The organism is Micromonospora sp. WMMD734 (assembly GCF_049178975.1).
GTDB lineage: Bacteria > Actinomycetota > Actinomycetes > Mycobacteriales > Micromonosporaceae > Micromonospora > Micromonospora wenchangensis.
The window spans coordinates 6,884,226-6,898,085 of sequence record NZ_JBMHMK010000001.1; the positions used below are offsets into that span (position 1 = coordinate 6,884,226).

The following is a 13,860-nucleotide window of genomic DNA, read 5'->3' on the forward strand; positions in this document are numbered from 1 at the left end:
CGGCGACATCCCGATCGCCCTGTCGGGGAGTGCGTGCGGCCCGGCGAGCGGGGGAGACGAAAGCGATGACCTCACCGCCTGCGGTCGATCCGGCCGCGGTGCTGTCGCCCACCGCCGAGTTCCGGGTGCCGCGGCAGGTGTCGAAGTGGACCCCGCGCAGGGACGCCGACGCGCCGCACCGGCCCGCGTACGCCCCGGTGCCGTTGCCGCCGACGGACGCCGAGATGCTCTCCTACCGCAAGCGGCGACTGGCCGCCCTGATGGTGCCGTCGCTGGTCAGCTTCGGCTGCCTGATCACCAGCCAACTGCTCTTCGTCCGGCTCGCCCCGTGGCTGTGGCTGCTCGCCCCGCTGCTGTTCTTCACCGTCGTCTACTACCTCGTCTCGCTCGCGGTCAACCTGTTCACCCCGGGCTTCGACCTGGCCCGCCACCAGGAACTGGTACGCACCTGGCGGCCGGCCCGCCACCCCAGCGTCGACGTGTTCCTGCCGGTCTGCGGCGAACCCGCGCACGTGCTGCGCAACACCTGGGAGCACGTGCGGGCGATGGGCCGCCACTACCGGGGCGAGGTCACCGTCTACGTGCTCGACGACTCGCCCAACGAGGCGATGGAACGGATGGCGCTCGCCTTCGGCTTCGTCTACCAGCGACGACCCAACCGGGGCTGGTTCAAGAAGGCCGGCAACATGCGGTACGCCTTCGAACGCACGATGAGCGACTTCATCCTGGTCCTGGACGCCGACTTCGTCCCGCGTAAGGACATGCTCGACCAGATGCTGCCCTGGTTCGACGCCGAGCCGAACGCGGGCATCGTGCAGTCGCCGCAGTACTTCCGGGTGCACCTGGGGCAGACCTGGGTGGAGCGCGGGGCCGGGGCGGTGCAGGAGCTGTTCTACCGGTCGGTGCAGGTGTCCCGGCAGGCCCACGACTCGGCGATCTGCGTGGGCAGCTGCGCCGTCTACCGCCGCGACGCGCTGTTCTCCATCGGTGGGTCCACCCTCATCGAGCACTCCGAGGACGTGCACACCGGCTTCGACCTGCGGATGAAAGGGTGGAACCTGCGCTACATCCCGGTCGTGCTGGCCGCCGGGCTCTGCCCGTCGGACGTGGACTCGTTCTTCACCCAGCAGTACCGCTGGTGCGCCGGCTCGATGAGCCTGCTCGGGTCGCGGAAGTTCTGGTCGACGAAACTGCGGTTGCGGGCCCGGCTCAGCTACCTCTCCGGCTTCTGCTACTACCTGCACACCGGGCTGTTCACCTTCGTCGCGCCGGTCATCCCGGTGCTGATGCTCACCGTGTTCGCGCACCAGATCGCGATCGCCAACTACCTGCTGATCCTGCCCAGCGTGGTCTACAACCTGATCATCTTCCCGCTCTGGCACCGCAACCGGTACGGCCTGGAGAGCTGGACGGTCAAGATGATCTACGGCTGGGCGCACGCCTTCGCCGTCATCGACATCGTCCGGGGCCGGCGGATGGGCTGGCAGCCTACCGGCGGCACCGCCAAGAAGAGCAAGACCCGGCGGCTGTGGACCGGCATGAAGGTGTGGACCGCCGGCACCGGCCTGGTCTGGGCCGGCGTCGCCGGCTGGCGGATGCTCGTCGAACCCGAACCGTGGATCTTCGTACCGGCCCTGCTCAGCGCGGTCTTCTACCTCGCCGTCGTCGGGCAGGCGCTGCTGGTCGACCCGGAACGCGACGTCGAGGTCGTCAGGTGAGGACGAAGTACCTGGTCACCTTCCTGCTGGTGGTCGCGCTGGCGTTCACCGAGTTCGCCGTGCTGCGCCGGGTCGACATCAAGGTCGCCGGGTCCGCCGCCGGGCCGGGCGGCGTCGCCGCCACCGAGGAACAGGTCCCGGCGTACGACGTCACCGCGCTGAAGTCACCGAAGGGCAGGTACCTCGGTGTCACCGTGACCGGTGGTGCCGAGATGGCGCGGGTCCGCGCCTTTGCCGAGGAGACCGGCAAGACCCCCAACCTGGTGGCGATCTTCGAGAGCTTCGACGACAGGTTCGCCGCCAGCGAGGTCCGTGAGCTGCACAACTACGGCGCGCTGGCGGTGATCCGCTGGGAACCGTACGACGTGCCGCTGCGGGACATCGCCGTCGGCAAGCACGACGCGTACGTCAAGGAGTTCGCCACCGCCGTACGCACCCTGAACCTGCCGATCGCCCTCACCTTCGCCCACGAGATGAACGGGCACTGGTACTCCTGGGGCACCAAGCAGACCAGGGCCGCCGAGTACGTCGCCGCCTGGCGGCACCTGCACGACATCTTCACCCAGCAGGGCGCCACCAACGTGATCTGGACGTGGACCCCGAACGTCGTCAACTACCTGCGCAAGGTCAGCATCCGGGCGCTCTACCCCGGGGACGCCTACGTCGACTGGGTCGGCATGGACGGCTACTACACCAACCGGGGCCCCAAGACGTTCCGGGACCTCTTCGTGCCCACCATCACCGAGATCCGCACGTTCACCAGGCGTCCCCTGCTGATCGTGGAGACCGGGGCCGAACCGGGCAGCCGGCGACCGGCCCAGATCACCGACCTGCTCACCAACGTGGCCAAGCGTGGGGACCTCCTCGGGGTGGCCTACTTCAACATCAACGGCTCCGGGAAGTGGAACATCGACCGGGACGACGCCGCCCTGCGCGCGTTCCGCCGGGCCGCCGCCAAGGACACCTTCGGCTTCGACATCAGGACCGTGAAGTGACCGCGCCGGCGATCCAGTGGACCGGGCAGGCCGACCCGGCGGAGGTCACCGGCCACGCCGCACCCCGGCGGGCGGCGGGCCGGGGCGGCGGCTGGTGGGCGCTGCTGCCGACCGTCGTCGCGCTCGGCCTCGGCTGGTGGCGGCTGGACGCCCGGGACCTGTGGAACGACGAACTGGTCACCTGGCACGTCACGTCGCTGTCGGTCGAGCAGTTCCGGATGCTGGTCGGCAACATCGACCTGGTGCACGCCGGCTACTACGTGATCATGTCGGTGCTGACCACGCTGACCGGGGACTCGACGACCGCCCTGCGGCTGCCCTCGGTGCTCGCGGTCGGGCTCACCGCCGGGCTGGTCGCCCTGATCGGGCGGCGACTCTTCGACACCCCGGTCGGGGTGCTGGCCGGCCTGGTCTTCGCCCTGCTGCCCACCGTCTCCCGGTACGCCCAGGAGGCCCGGTCGTACGCCCTGGTCACCCTGGCGGCGGTCGCGGCCACCTGGCTCTTCCTCCGCGCGGTGGACCGGCCGACCCGGAGCCGCTGGTGGGCGTACGGCGTGCTGCTGGTGCTGGTCGGCTGGCTGCACTTCGTCGCGCTGCTGGTGGTGCTCGCGCACCTGTTCCACCTGTGGCGGTCGGTGCCCGGCGAGGAACCCCGGTGGCGGTGGGCGGCGTCCACCGGCATCGCCGGGCTGTTCGTCCTCCCGGTGCTGATCCTCGGTAGCCGGCAGTCCGGCCAGATCTCCTGGGTCGAGAACGACGGCGACGCGGTGCTCCGTTTCCTGGCGAACCTGACCGGCACCACGGCCGCGTTGGCGCTGGTCGCGGCGCTCGCCGTCCTCGCGGTGGCGGTCGCCGGCCGGCAGTGGCGGAACACCGTGCTGATGCTGCTGATCTGGGCCGTGCTGCCCCCGGTCGCCGGTTACCTGACGTTCAGCGTGGTGCACCTGTTCCTGGCCCGGTACTTCCTGTTCACCGTCCCCGCGTGGGCGCTGCTCGCCGCGTTCGCAGTCTGCCGCACCGCGCGGCTGGCCACCCGGGAACGGTTGCCGGCGGCCTGGCTGGCCGGGGCGTTGGTGCTGCTGCCGGTGCTGGCCTGGCAGACCTGGCCGGCCCAGGAGCGGGTCCGCTCCAACGAGGCCGACGGGCAGCCCCGCTACCTCGACGCGGTCCGCTACCTGGGCAGCCAGGTCAAACCGGGCGACGGGGTCGCCTACAACGACGGGTTCGGTGGCTCCAGCGACGTGGCCCGCAAGGCCACCGACTACGGCCTGCGCGACCAGACGCACCCCCGGGACGTCTTCGTGGCCGTACCGGCCCGGCAGACCGGTTGGCTGACCGCCCGCGAGTGCCGGGAACCGCTGCCCTGCCTCGGGGACACCAGGCGGATCTGGCTGGTGGAGACCGGTCACCTCAACGACCCGCTGGCCGGGCTGCCGCCGGCCCGGGAGGCGCTGCTGCGGCAGCGCTTCCTGATCCGTCACGTCGAGCGGTTCGACCGGGTCCGGGTGGTCCTGCTGGAACGCAAACCGGCCTGACCGGGGTGGGTGTGGTCAACGCCGACGGACGAGCAGCGCCACCGTCACCCCCGGCCGGGGGTGGGCCTGCTCGACGGTGAACCCGGCCCGCAGGGCATCGCCCTTGTCGCCGGGCACCGCGGCGAGCGGATCGTCGTGCCGCCCGGCGACCACCAGCCAGACCCGGTCCACGCCGGCCAGGCAGCCGGCGGGCCGGTCGCACTCGCGGACCCACAGGTCAGCCCGCGCCCGCCGCCCCTGGGCGACCAGCACGTCCCGGGGCCGGGGCCCGTCGGCGGCCCGGTCACCGGTGATCCGGGGCAGGTGGTAGTCGATGCCGAGGTCGAGGAAGAGCCACCCGTCGCGGGGGGAGTAGGCCACCGCGTCGCCGGGTCGCTGACCTGCGGCGATCACCGCCGCCGCCCCCCGGTAGTCGACCGTCGCGCTGCGCGGCCAGCCGTGGCTGTGCCGTACCGCCGCCTGGTCGGGCAGCCCGAGCAGCGCGGCGAGCGCCACCACCGCCAGCCCCGCCCGGACCGGTCGGGCTCCCGCCGGTCGGGTCCGTGTCGGGCCCGTCGGCGGTGCGGGGCCGGCCAGGGCGGTGCCGGCGAGCAGGCAGGCGAAGGGCACCGTGAAGAACAGGTACCGGGGCACCCAGAGGGGCACGGCCAGCGCGGCGACGAAGATCAGCAGCACCGGCAGCAGCACGCAGAGGCCCGGCAGCAGGCCCCGCCGCCCCGAGCGGGTCGCCCCGAGCGCGGCGAGCCCGACCAGCACACCCCCCACCACACCGCTGTGCGCCAGTGCACCCGGCAGGGCCGCCAGATCCGCCAGCCGGGCCGCGGTGACCCAGTCGAGCTGGTGGGACCGCTGCCGCTGCGCCGTGACCAGCAGCGGGGTCAGCACCACCAGGGCGGCCGACACGGCCAGCAGCCACCCCCGCAGCCGCCGTCCCCACGACTCGCGGGTGACGCCGTTGCTGGGCGGGCCCCAGGCCGCGAAGGTCAGCACCGCCACGGCGTGCGCGGCGAGCAGGCCCAGGGCGAGCAGGTGGGCCAGGCCGAGCCCGGCGACGGCCGCCGCGTAGCCGGCCCAGCGCAGCCGGCCGGGACCGTCCAGCGCGCGGACCAGCAGCACGGTGGCCAGCACGGCGAGCAGGGTCACCAGCGCGTAGGGCCGGGCCTCCTGCGCGTAACGGGAGGTGCCCGGCAGGACCGCGAAGAGCAGGCCGGCGAGCAGGCCGGCAGACACCCCGAACAACCGCCGCCCGAGTACGCCGGTGAGGCCGGCCGCGCCCGCCATCGCCAGCACCGAGGGCAGTCGCAGCGCCGCCACGGAGTCGCCGAACACCCCGGTCCAGCCGTGCACCACCAGGTAGTACGCCCCCGTCGCCGCGTCGACGGTCCGGGTGAGCCGGAACAGGTCCCCGACCGGACGGGTGGCCGCGCTCCAGGTGGCCAGTTCGTCCCGCCAGGGTTGGGCCCGGTTGATTCCCGAGCAGCCGGCGACCAGGGTGACCAGTAGCGGAACCGCCCAGACCACCCACCCCGCCGGCCACCGGTCGGGGCGCAGGAAGACCGCCCGGACACCTGCCACCGGCCCCGGCCGTGACCTTCCCACGGGTCCCGGGTGCGGACGCGGGTGCGCACCAGCCGGCCCACCCGAATGCCTCTTTCCGGACATCGCGCCCACGGGTCGAGGGTCCCACACCGGACCCGACGATGCCGCCGGAGCTGGCGGCGACCAGGCCTCCGGCCGGGTGGGAGGAGTGGTTTCGCGTCCTTTCGAGCTGATCTCGTAAACGATTCACTCGCTCGACGACCTGGCGACGATCGGCCATGCCTGCCCACCGGCATCGACCTGTCCGTCAGCGGCTGTCCGTGCTCGGCACACCCACCCGGGTACCTCGCCGGCTCGGTGCCGTCCGCGCGGCCGGCGTCGGCTCGTGGTGCCTGATCCGGTGGCAACTCGTGGTGCCTGATCCGGTGGCAAGGAGTCGAACGCGTCGCACCCTTCGGCCCCGTCCTGCGGTTCCGCTGGACGGGGCCGCGATTCGTTGTCGTCATCAGCTCGAAAGGGCGCGAGGAAGGAATGGGCGAGGTGGTCGGGCCGGGCCGAGGGGCCGATACTGCGGCGTCGCACCGGGCCGGACACCGCTGTTCGCGCCCACTGCCCGGCCGTGCCGCGGGGTGGGACCGGGCAGGGTGACGGTGGGGATGCGGCCCGTGATGTGGGATGCGGCACGCGGTTCTTGGCCGGTTTCCGCAGGGTGTGGGAGCATGGCTGCATGACCGCCGCTGTCGTCCGCCGCTTCGTGGCACGTCGCCACGTCGACTACGGCCGCGTGCGCAGCGCGATCTGTCCGGCCCACTGACGACGCCCGACCCATCCGTCTCGGGCGCGTATTCTGCGCCGGCCGTTCCGACACCGTTGTCCTCGGCCCTTCCAGGGCCGGCCGTCGCCGCGTTCGCGCTCCCCCCGAGGCACCGCAGAGACAACGGAGGACGCCGCGATGGCGGTCAGCAGCACCCCGGCCCGTCCCGGGACCCCGACGGCCACCGCCGTTCCCGCCACCCGTGCCCCCCGCCGCCCCCGTGGAGAGGGACAGTGGGCGCTCGGCCACCGCGAGCCGCTCAACCCCAACGAGCGGATCAAGAAGGACGACGACCCGCTGAACGTCCGGGCCCGGATCGAGAACATCTACGCCCACGGCGGGTTCGCCTCGATCGACCCACAGGACCTGCGGGGCCGATTCCGCTGGTGGGGCCTCTACACCCAGCGTAAGGCCGGCATCGACGGCGGGCGCACCGCCGTGCTGGAGCCGCACGAGCTGGAGGACGAGTTCTTCATGCTCCGGGTCCGGGTCGACGGCGGTCAGCTCTCGCTGGCCCAGCTCCGGGTGATCGCCGACATCTCCCGCGAGTTCGCCCGGGACACCGCCGACATCACCGACCGGCAGAACATCCAGTACCACTGGATCCGGGTCGAGGACATGCCGGAGATCTGGCGTCGGCTGGAGTCGGTGGGCCTGCAGACCACCGAGGCGTGCGGCGACTGCCCCCGGATCGTGCTGGGCAGCCCGGTCGCCGGGGTGGCCGAGGACGAGGTGCTCGACCCGACGCCCGCGCTCGACGAGATCGTCAGCCGGTACGTCGGCGACAAGGCGTACTCGAACCTGCCCCGGAAGTTCAAGACCACGATCTCGTGGCTGGTCGACACCCCGTACGAGGCGAACGACATCGCCTTCCTCGGGGTCGAGCACCCGGAGCACGGCCCCGGTTTCGACGTCTGGGTCGGTGGCGGCCTGTCCACCAACCCGATGTTGGCCAAGCGGCTCGGCGTCTGGGTGCCGCTGGCCGAGGTGCCTGACGTCTGGGCGGGGGTGGTCGGCATCTTCCGCGACTACGGCTACCGCCGGCTGCGTAACCGGGCCCGGTTGAAGTTCCTGGTCGCCGACTGGGGCGTGGAGAAGTTCCGCGAGGTGCTGGAGAAGGAGTACCTGGGGCGTACCCTGCTCGACGGCCCCGCCCCGCAGCTGCCCGACAAGCCGGTCGACCACATCGGCGTGCACCGCCAGCGTGACGGGCTCAACTACGTCGGGGCCGCCCCGGTGGTCGGGCGGGTCTCCGGCGGTCAGCTGGCCAAGCTCGCCGACGTGGTCGAGGCGCACGGCAGCGGCCGGGTGCGGCTCACGCCGTACCAGAAGCTGCTGGTGCTGGACGTGCCGCCGGCGCGGACGGAGTCCCTGGTCGACGAGCTGCGCGGGATCGGCCTGGAGGCCCGGCCGTCGGCCTGGCGGCGCGGCACCATGGCCTGCACCGGCATCGAGTTCTGCAAGCTGGCCATCGTCGAGACCAAGGCGCGCGGCGAGGAACTGGTGGCCCGGCTGGAGGAGCGGCTGCGCGACTTCGACGCGGACATCTCCATCCACATCAACGGCTGCCCGAACGCCTGCGCCCGCACCCAGGTCGCCGACATCGGCCTCAAGGGGCAGCTGGTGGTCGGCCCGGACGGCCGGCAGGTGGAGGGCTTCCAGGTGCACCTCGGCGGCGGGTTGGGGATGGCCCAGGGCCAGACCGCCGGGTTCGGCCGCAAGCTGCGCGGCCTGAAGACCACCGCCGACGAGCTTCCCGAGTACGTGGAACGACTGGCCCGCCGCTACCTGGCCGGCCGGACCGAGGGCGAGACGTTCGCCAACTGGGTGATCAGGGTCGACGAGGAGGAACTCCGATGAGTGAAACCCGATCCGTGCCGCTGCACTGCCCGTACTGCGGCGAGGAGGACCTGCGGCCGAACGAGGCCGGCCACGGCGTCTGGGAGTGCCACGCCTGCGCCCGGGTCTTCACCGTCAAGTTCAACGGCCTGCTGAGTCGGGCGGTGACCCGGTGACCGGGCTGCTCTCCGCCACCGGTCTGGGCCTGGTCGGTCCCGGTGGCCCGAGGACGACCGACCCGGCCCGGCGTGAGCCGGCCGAGCTGCGGGCACTTGCCGAGCGGGCCGGCCGCGAGCTGGAGGGTGCCCCGGCGTTGGAGATCGCCAGGTGGGCGGCCGACACCTTCGGCGACCGGTTCTGCGTGACCAGCTCGATGGCCGACGCGGTGCTGGCCCACCTGGTGTCCCGGGTCGCCCCCGGGGTGGACGTGATCTTCCTGGACACCGGCCTGCACTTCCCGGAGACGCTGCGGGTCCGCGACGAGGTGGCCCGCCGGCTGCCGGTGAACGTGCGCTCGATCCGGCCCCGGCAGACCGTCGGCCAGCAGGATGGCGAGTACGGCCCCCGGCTGTTCAACCGCTCCCCGGACGACTGCTGCCAGCTGCGCAAGGTCGAGCCGCTGGAGCGCGCCCTGTCCGGGTACGACGCGTGGGCCGCCGGGCTGCGTCGGGACGAGTCGCCGACCCGGGCGAACACGCCTGTGGTGACGTTCGACCCGCGACGCGGCAAGGTGAAGGTGAACCCGATCGCCGCCTGGTCCCAGGCCGACGTGGACTCCTACATCTCCCGCTACGACATCCCGGTCAACGAGCTGCTCAGCCGGGGCTACGGCTCGGTCGGCTGCTGGCCGTGCACCCGTCGGACCAAGGCGGGGGAGGACCCCCGGGCCGGCCGCTGGGCCATGTTCGAGAAGACCGAGTGCGGCCTGCACGTCTGACCGGGCCGGAGCACGCCCCGACGCCCGGCGCGGCGTCACCCGGACCCGCCGCCGCTGCGCTGCGCCCGGCCGGTGCGGCCCCGGCGCGGTCGGGGCGGGCCGACGCGGGCGTGCCGGTGGTGCTGGTGGCGCACGGCAGCCGCGACCCCCGGGCGGCGGCGGCGACCCGGGCGCTGGCCCGTGCCGTCGGTGCCGCCCGTCCCGGTACGCCGGTGCTGCCCAGTTGGCTCGACCACACCGATCCGGGGCCGACGGAGGTGCTGCGGGGGCTGGCCGCCGACGGTCACCGGACGGCGGTCGTGGTGCCCCTGCTGCTCACCGCCGCGTACCACCGGCGGGTGGACGTTCCGGCGGCGGTGGCGGCGGCCCGGCAGGCCGCTCCCGGGCTGACGGTACGGGTCACCGACGTGCTCGGGCCGGCCGACGGGACGGTGGACGCGGGTCTGCTGGCCGGGCTGGGTAGCCGGCTGGCGCAGGCGCGGCCGGGGCCGGTGGACGCGTTGGTGCTGGCGGCGGCGGGCACCCGGGACGCGCGGGCGCGGGGGTCGGTGGGGCGGGTCGCCGCCGCTCTCTCCGCCGGATTCGGGGTGCCCTGCACGGTGGCGTACGCGTCGGCGGCCCCGCCGACGACCGACGTGGCGGTGACCCGGCTGCGGGCGGCCGGTGCGCCACAGGTGGCGGTGGTGGCGTACTTCCTCGCGCCGGGGTTGTTCCACGACGCGGTGGTGGCGGCGGCGCAGCGGGCCGGGGCGGTGGCGGTCAGCGCCCCGTTGAACGACTCCCCGGATCTGGTGGATCTGGTGCTGCGTCGGGTCGACACGTCGGGTGACGGGTGACCGGGGTCACTCACAGCTTAATTACCCTCAGTAATTGTCTCGCCACAATACATTGACGAATTCTGATCACGCGGAGTGCGGACAGCAGAACGCCCCGGCGGGCGGACCCGGCCGGGGCGAACAGCGTGTGTGATCGATTTTTTTCAGGCGGAGTGAGCGCGCAGCACCCGGAGACCGCCACGGCGCTTGACCGCGCGGCGCTCCTCTTCGCTCATCCCGCCCCAGACGCCGGCGTCCTGACCGGACTCCAGTGCCCACTGGAGGCACTGGTCGGTCACGGAGCAGCGCCGGCAGACGGCCTTGGCCTGCTCGACCTGCAGGACAGCAGGGCCGGACGTCCCGATCGGGAAGAACAGCTCCGGGTCCTCGTCGCGGCAGACGGCATTGTGACGCCAGTCCATGGCGGCAACACTCCTCATTCTGGATGGATGGCAGTTAACGCTGGTGCTTTTCTTATATCCGTCCGCGTTGCCGGTCGTCACGGTTCGCGTTCGACTATTCGGCAATGCGTGAGCAGACTCGTTTTTGGCGCCTGGTCCTGCTGGAACTGCTCAACCGGCCGAGCATATCCAGGCAATGTCCCGGTAACTCAAGTTCGCTTGTGAATACTTTCACGAACGAACGCGATGTCAAGGGGTGACGCTCGGAAAAACTCCGCTCGGTGAGCAAGCTCACGACCCTTTTGTCCGGTTTCCAGGCTTCCCTGCTACCCGGCGTACCACAGTCGAGGATCAATATAGTACAGTCCGCGTGACATTGCTGACATTTCCGGCACTCCTCCTCGGTGTGGCGGCCACCGCGCCGCGCGGTGTACCCGACCGCTCGACCTAGGGCGTTACCCGAGACCTAGCAGATTACTCTCAGTGCGCCGGAAACGGAGGACAATCTGACTTTGTGTCGCTCGCCAAGGTAGTCCCCGTCCAGCTGGAAGGCCTGCGGGCGGGCCGAGACCAGCGTGAACTCCTCCAGATCGTGCAATCGGAGCACCTGCTTGCCACGCGGATCAGGGTCCCGGGACAGGAACTGGGTCACCGTCCGTGTCGTGCTGGCAACGCGGAGCTGACGCATCGCCAGCACGTCCAGCCCGAGATCGAACGACGCCTCCGGGTTCGGGTTGACCTCCCGGTCGCCGAGGTACGTCCACGGCGCGGTGTTCTGGATGATCACCGTGGCCAGCTCGCCCTCGGCCGGCTCGCCCGGCCGCTCCAGGCTGATCGCCGGATGCCGCCTGTCGGAGCCGAGGAAGTAGTGACTCAGGGTGGAACGGAAGTAGAGCGCGGGTGAGGAGACCCGCCCCCGCCGCCGGGCCTGCTCCACCCGGTGGATCACCGCCGCGTCCAACCCGAAGCCGGCGCAGAAGGTGAAGTAGCGGTCGTCGGCCCGGCCCAGCCCGATCGTGCGGGACCGGCCCAGCCGCAGCGCCTCCAGGATCATGCTGGTGCCGTCGGCCCACTCCCGGGGCAATCCGAGCGCGCGGGCGAAGACGTTCGTCGAGCCGCCCGGCACCGTGGCCAGCGCCGGCAGCCGCTCGGCCGGGGAGCCACCGGTGCGGATCGTCGGGGGATCGGCGGTCATCAGGCCGTTGACCACCTCGTTGACCGTGCCGTCGCCACCCAGGGTGACCACCAGGTCGACGCCCTCCTGGGCGGCCTCCCGGGCCAGGTCGGTGGCGTGACCCCGGCGTCGGGTGTACCGCACCGACAGGTCTACTTGGCTGCGCAACGCCCGGACCAGCACGTCCCGGCTGCGTTCGCTGGTGGTGGTGGCCTTCGGATTGACCACCAGGACGGCCCGCATGGCCGGCACTTTACGTGATGGGACGGGGGTATCGTGGCCCGCGTGACGATCGACTCCGCGCCGGTTCCCGACACCCTGCGCTGGGCGGTACGCCTGCTGCGGGGCGAGGCCGTCGCCCTGGCGCTGCTCGCCGGCTGGCTGGTCTGGGCCGACCTCACCGCCACCACGACCGACCTGGTCTCGGCACTCTTCGTGACCGGGTTCGCCATCGCGGGCGCGGTCGCGCTCTGGGCGTTGGGCGGGGCACTGGCCCGCCGCCGGGCCGGTGCCCGCGCCCCGGCGATGGTGCTGGAGCTGATGCTGCTGCCGGTCGGCTGGTTCATGATCTCCGGCGGGCTGGGCTGGCTCGGCGTGCCCCTGATGGCGCTCGGGGTGGGCGTCTGCGCGTTGCTGGTCAGCCCGCCGACCACCCGCGCGCTGGGCTTCGGCTGACCCACGCCCCGGCCGGGACGCGGTGACGCGCCCCGGTCAGTAGCCGGCGGAACGGCGGGTCAGCAGCGAGATGGTGGCCCGGCCCTGGGTCGACTCCGCCGCCGCCGCCGTGGTCAGCGCGGTGAGCACCTTCCAGGCGAACGAGGACTCCCCGGGCAGTGCCGCGCCGCGCACGGTCGGCACCGTCACCTCGACGGTCAGCGCGTCCTCGGTGACCGAGAACCGGCACTCCAACTCGGCGTCGCGGGTGGCGATGGCGAGCAGCATCGCGCACGCCTCGTCGACCGCGATGCGAAGGTCCTCGATCTCGTCGAGCGCGAACTGGAGACGGGCCGCGAGCCCCGCCGTCGCGGTGCGCAGCACGCCCAGGTAGCCGCCGTCGGCGGGCACGGTGAGGTGCACGACGTCGTCGTCGGTCGCTGGCTGGCCGGTCAGTTGAGTCACGCCTCATCCCCCCGGTCCGGGACTCTACCCGGCCCGGCGGACACCCGCGTGGCCGACGTCACCCCTTCGGCGGCGAGACCGTGCAGGGCCGCCCCGTCGAGCCGGTAGGGCACCCACTCGGTCATCGGCTCGGCCCCGATCGAGGCGTAGAACCGGGCGGCCGGATTCCAGTCGAGCATCCACCACTCCAGCCGCCGGTAGCCGCGTTCCACGCAGATCCCGGCGAGGGTGGCGAGCAGCGCCCGGCCGGTGCCGGTGCCCCGGTACGCGGGGCGGACGTACAGGTCCTCCAGGTAGATGCCGTGCACACCGGCCCAGGTGGAGAAGTTGAGGAACCACAGCGCGAAGCCGACCGGCTGGTCGTCGTCGTCCACCGCGACGTGCCCGAACAGCGCCGGGGCCGGCCCGAACAGGGCGGTGTCGAGCTGTGCCGGGGTCAGCCCGCACCGATCGGCGGCCTGCTCGTAGTCGGCCAACTCGTGCACCATGGCGACGACGGCCGGCACGTCTGCGGGACGCGCCGGCCGGATCGTCGGTGCCGTGACGGGCAGGCTCACGCCTGCTTGGTCTCCCAGAAGATCTTGGAGATCTCGTCGATCTTCTGGAGCAGCTCGTCGGCCTTGGCCGGGTCGGTCGCCCCCTTGGCGCCGGCCGCACCGGCCGCCTTGGTGGCCTCGTTGAACAGCTGGTGCAGGTGCGGGTACTTCTCGAAGTGCGGCGGCTTGAAGTAGTCGGTCCAGAGCACCCACAGGTGGTGCTTGACCAGGTCGGCGCGCTGCTCCTTGATCAGGATCGCCCGGGTGCGGAACTCGGGGTCCGTGTTCGCCTGGTACTTCTCGCAGATCATTTTGACCGACTCGGCCTCGATCCGGGCCTGCGCCGGGTCGTACACGCCGCACGGCAGGTCACAGTGTGCGCTGGCGGTCACACGTGGCGAAAGGATGCGGGGAAGTCGCATCAGGTTCCTCCATGGG

At 72.1% G+C, this 13,860-nt stretch carries 14 protein-coding genes; 8 read left to right on the forward strand and 6 right to left on the reverse strand.

What is annotated here, in order from left to right; translation table 11 throughout:
- Positions 1-65: 65 nt before the first annotated feature.
- Genes ACN267_RS30120 through ACN267_RS30130 form a run of 3 tightly spaced genes read left to right on the forward strand, consistent with a single transcriptional unit; the run spans position 66 to position 4,248 of the window.
- A complete protein-coding gene (locus ACN267_RS30120; RefSeq protein WP_204957920.1) occupies positions 66-1,718 on the forward strand; it encodes a glycosyltransferase family 2 protein in 1,653 nt (550 codons plus the stop codon).
- The gene (locus ACN267_RS30125) at positions 1,715-2,713 is read left to right on the forward strand and encodes a glycoside hydrolase family 26 protein (RefSeq protein ID WP_421490171.1); all 999 of its coding nucleotides are present in this window, start codon (positions 1,715-1,717) and stop codon (positions 2,711-2,713) included. The genes ACN267_RS30120 and ACN267_RS30125 overlap by 4 nt, the downstream gene beginning before the upstream one ends.
- Positions 2,710-4,248 (forward strand): glycosyltransferase family 39 protein, encoded by a 1,539-nt coding sequence (locus tag ACN267_RS30130; protein ID WP_204957922.1) that lies wholly within the window; start codon positions 2,710-2,712, stop codon positions 4,246-4,248. The genes ACN267_RS30125 and ACN267_RS30130 overlap by 4 nt, the downstream gene beginning before the upstream one ends.
- Positions 4,249-4,263: 15 nt before the next feature.
- On the opposite strand, the gene ACN267_RS30135 is transcribed toward ACN267_RS30130, so the two are convergent.
- Positions 4,264-5,823: a glycosyltransferase family 39 protein gene (locus ACN267_RS30135; protein WP_421490172.1), complete on the reverse strand. Its 1,560-nt coding sequence runs from the start codon at positions 5,821-5,823 to the stop codon at positions 4,264-4,266.
- 916 nt (positions 5,824-6,739) lie between these two features.
- Between ACN267_RS30135 and ACN267_RS30140 the strand changes: the two genes are divergently transcribed.
- The 4 genes from ACN267_RS30140 to ACN267_RS30155 are packed head-to-tail and all read left to right on the forward strand — an operon-like array spanning position 6,740 to position 10,213.
- Positions 6,740-8,461: a nitrite/sulfite reductase gene (locus ACN267_RS30140; RefSeq protein WP_204957924.1), complete on the forward strand. Its 1,722-nt coding sequence runs from the start codon at positions 6,740-6,742 to the stop codon at positions 8,459-8,461.
- Complete coding sequence (locus ACN267_RS30145) at positions 8,458-8,616, forward strand: IS1 family transposase (protein WP_204957925.1); 159 nt, start codon at positions 8,458-8,460, stop codon at positions 8,614-8,616. Before ACN267_RS30140 ends, ACN267_RS30145 begins: the two co-directional genes overlap by 4 nt.
- Positions 8,613-9,377, forward strand: coding sequence for a phosphoadenylyl-sulfate reductase (locus ACN267_RS30150; RefSeq protein WP_204957926.1), 765 nt, complete (start codon positions 8,613-8,615; stop codon positions 9,375-9,377). Before ACN267_RS30145 ends, ACN267_RS30150 begins: the two co-directional genes overlap by 4 nt.
- 59 nt (positions 9,378-9,436) lie before the next feature.
- Positions 9,437-10,213, forward strand: coding sequence for a sirohydrochlorin chelatase (locus ACN267_RS30155; RefSeq protein WP_239485182.1), 777 nt, complete (start codon positions 9,437-9,439; stop codon positions 10,211-10,213).
- 143 nt (positions 10,214-10,356) lie between these two features.
- Here the strand turns inward: ACN267_RS30155 and ACN267_RS30160 are convergent, their stop codons facing one another.
- Positions 10,357-10,614, reverse strand: coding sequence for a WhiB family transcriptional regulator (locus tag ACN267_RS30160; RefSeq protein ID WP_067311984.1), 258 nt, complete (start codon positions 10,612-10,614; stop codon positions 10,357-10,359).
- A gap of 445 nt (positions 10,615-11,059) precedes the next feature.
- Positions 11,060-12,010 carry a diacylglycerol/lipid kinase family protein gene (locus ACN267_RS30165; protein ID WP_421490173.1) on the reverse strand — a complete coding sequence of 317 codons (951 nt, stop codon included), beginning with the start codon at positions 12,008-12,010 and terminating at the stop codon, positions 11,060-11,062.
- 42 nt (positions 12,011-12,052) lie between these two features.
- Between ACN267_RS30165 and ACN267_RS30170 the strand changes: the two genes are divergently transcribed.
- Positions 12,053-12,442: a hypothetical protein gene (locus ACN267_RS30170; RefSeq protein WP_204957928.1), complete on the forward strand. Its 390-nt coding sequence runs from the start codon at positions 12,053-12,055 to the stop codon at positions 12,440-12,442.
- 36 nt (positions 12,443-12,478) lie between these two features.
- Here ACN267_RS30170 and ACN267_RS30175 read toward each other — a convergent pair whose 3' ends face one another.
- The 3 genes from ACN267_RS30175 to sodN form a co-directional block, all read right to left on the reverse strand.
- A complete protein-coding gene (locus ACN267_RS30175) occupies positions 12,479-12,886 on the reverse strand; it encodes an ATP-binding protein (RefSeq protein ID WP_145921526.1) in 408 nt (135 codons plus the stop codon).
- The gene (locus ACN267_RS30180) at positions 12,883-13,374 is read right to left on the reverse strand and encodes a GNAT family N-acetyltransferase (protein ID WP_374759999.1); all 492 of its coding nucleotides are present in this window, start codon (positions 13,372-13,374) and stop codon (positions 12,883-12,885) included. The genes ACN267_RS30175 and ACN267_RS30180 overlap by 4 nt, the downstream gene beginning before the upstream one ends.
- Before the next feature lie 65 nt (positions 13,375-13,439).
- Positions 13,440-13,844: a superoxide dismutase, Ni gene (gene sodN, locus ACN267_RS30185; RefSeq protein WP_088645999.1), complete on the reverse strand. Its 405-nt coding sequence runs from the start codon at positions 13,842-13,844 to the stop codon at positions 13,440-13,442.
- Between the last annotated feature and the right edge of the window lie 16 nt (positions 13,845-13,860).

Coding starts and splice junctions, on each gene's coding strand:
- ACN267_RS30120 (WP_204957920.1), top strand. CDS start 66: ATGACCTCACCGCCTGCGGTCGATCCGGCCGCGGTGCTGTCGCCCACC.
- ACN267_RS30160 (WP_067311984.1), bottom strand. CDS start 10,614: ATGGACTGGCGTCACAATGCCGTCTGCCGCGACGAGGACCCGGAGCTG.
- ACN267_RS30165 (WP_421490173.1), bottom strand. CDS start 12,010: ATGCGGGCCGTCCTGGTGGTCAATCCGAAGGCCACCACCACCAGCGAA.
- ACN267_RS30145 (WP_204957925.1), top strand. CDS start 8,458: ATGAGTGAAACCCGATCCGTGCCGCTGCACTGCCCGTACTGCGGCGAG.
- ACN267_RS30140 (WP_204957924.1), top strand. CDS start 6,740: ATGGCGGTCAGCAGCACCCCGGCCCGTCCCGGGACCCCGACGGCCACC.
- ACN267_RS30180 (WP_374759999.1), bottom strand. CDS start 13,374: ATGGTGCACGAGTTGGCCGACTACGAGCAGGCCGCCGATCGGTGCGGG.
- sodN (WP_088645999.1), bottom strand. CDS start 13,844: ATGCGACTTCCCCGCATCCTTTCGCCACGTGTGACCGCCAGCGCACAC.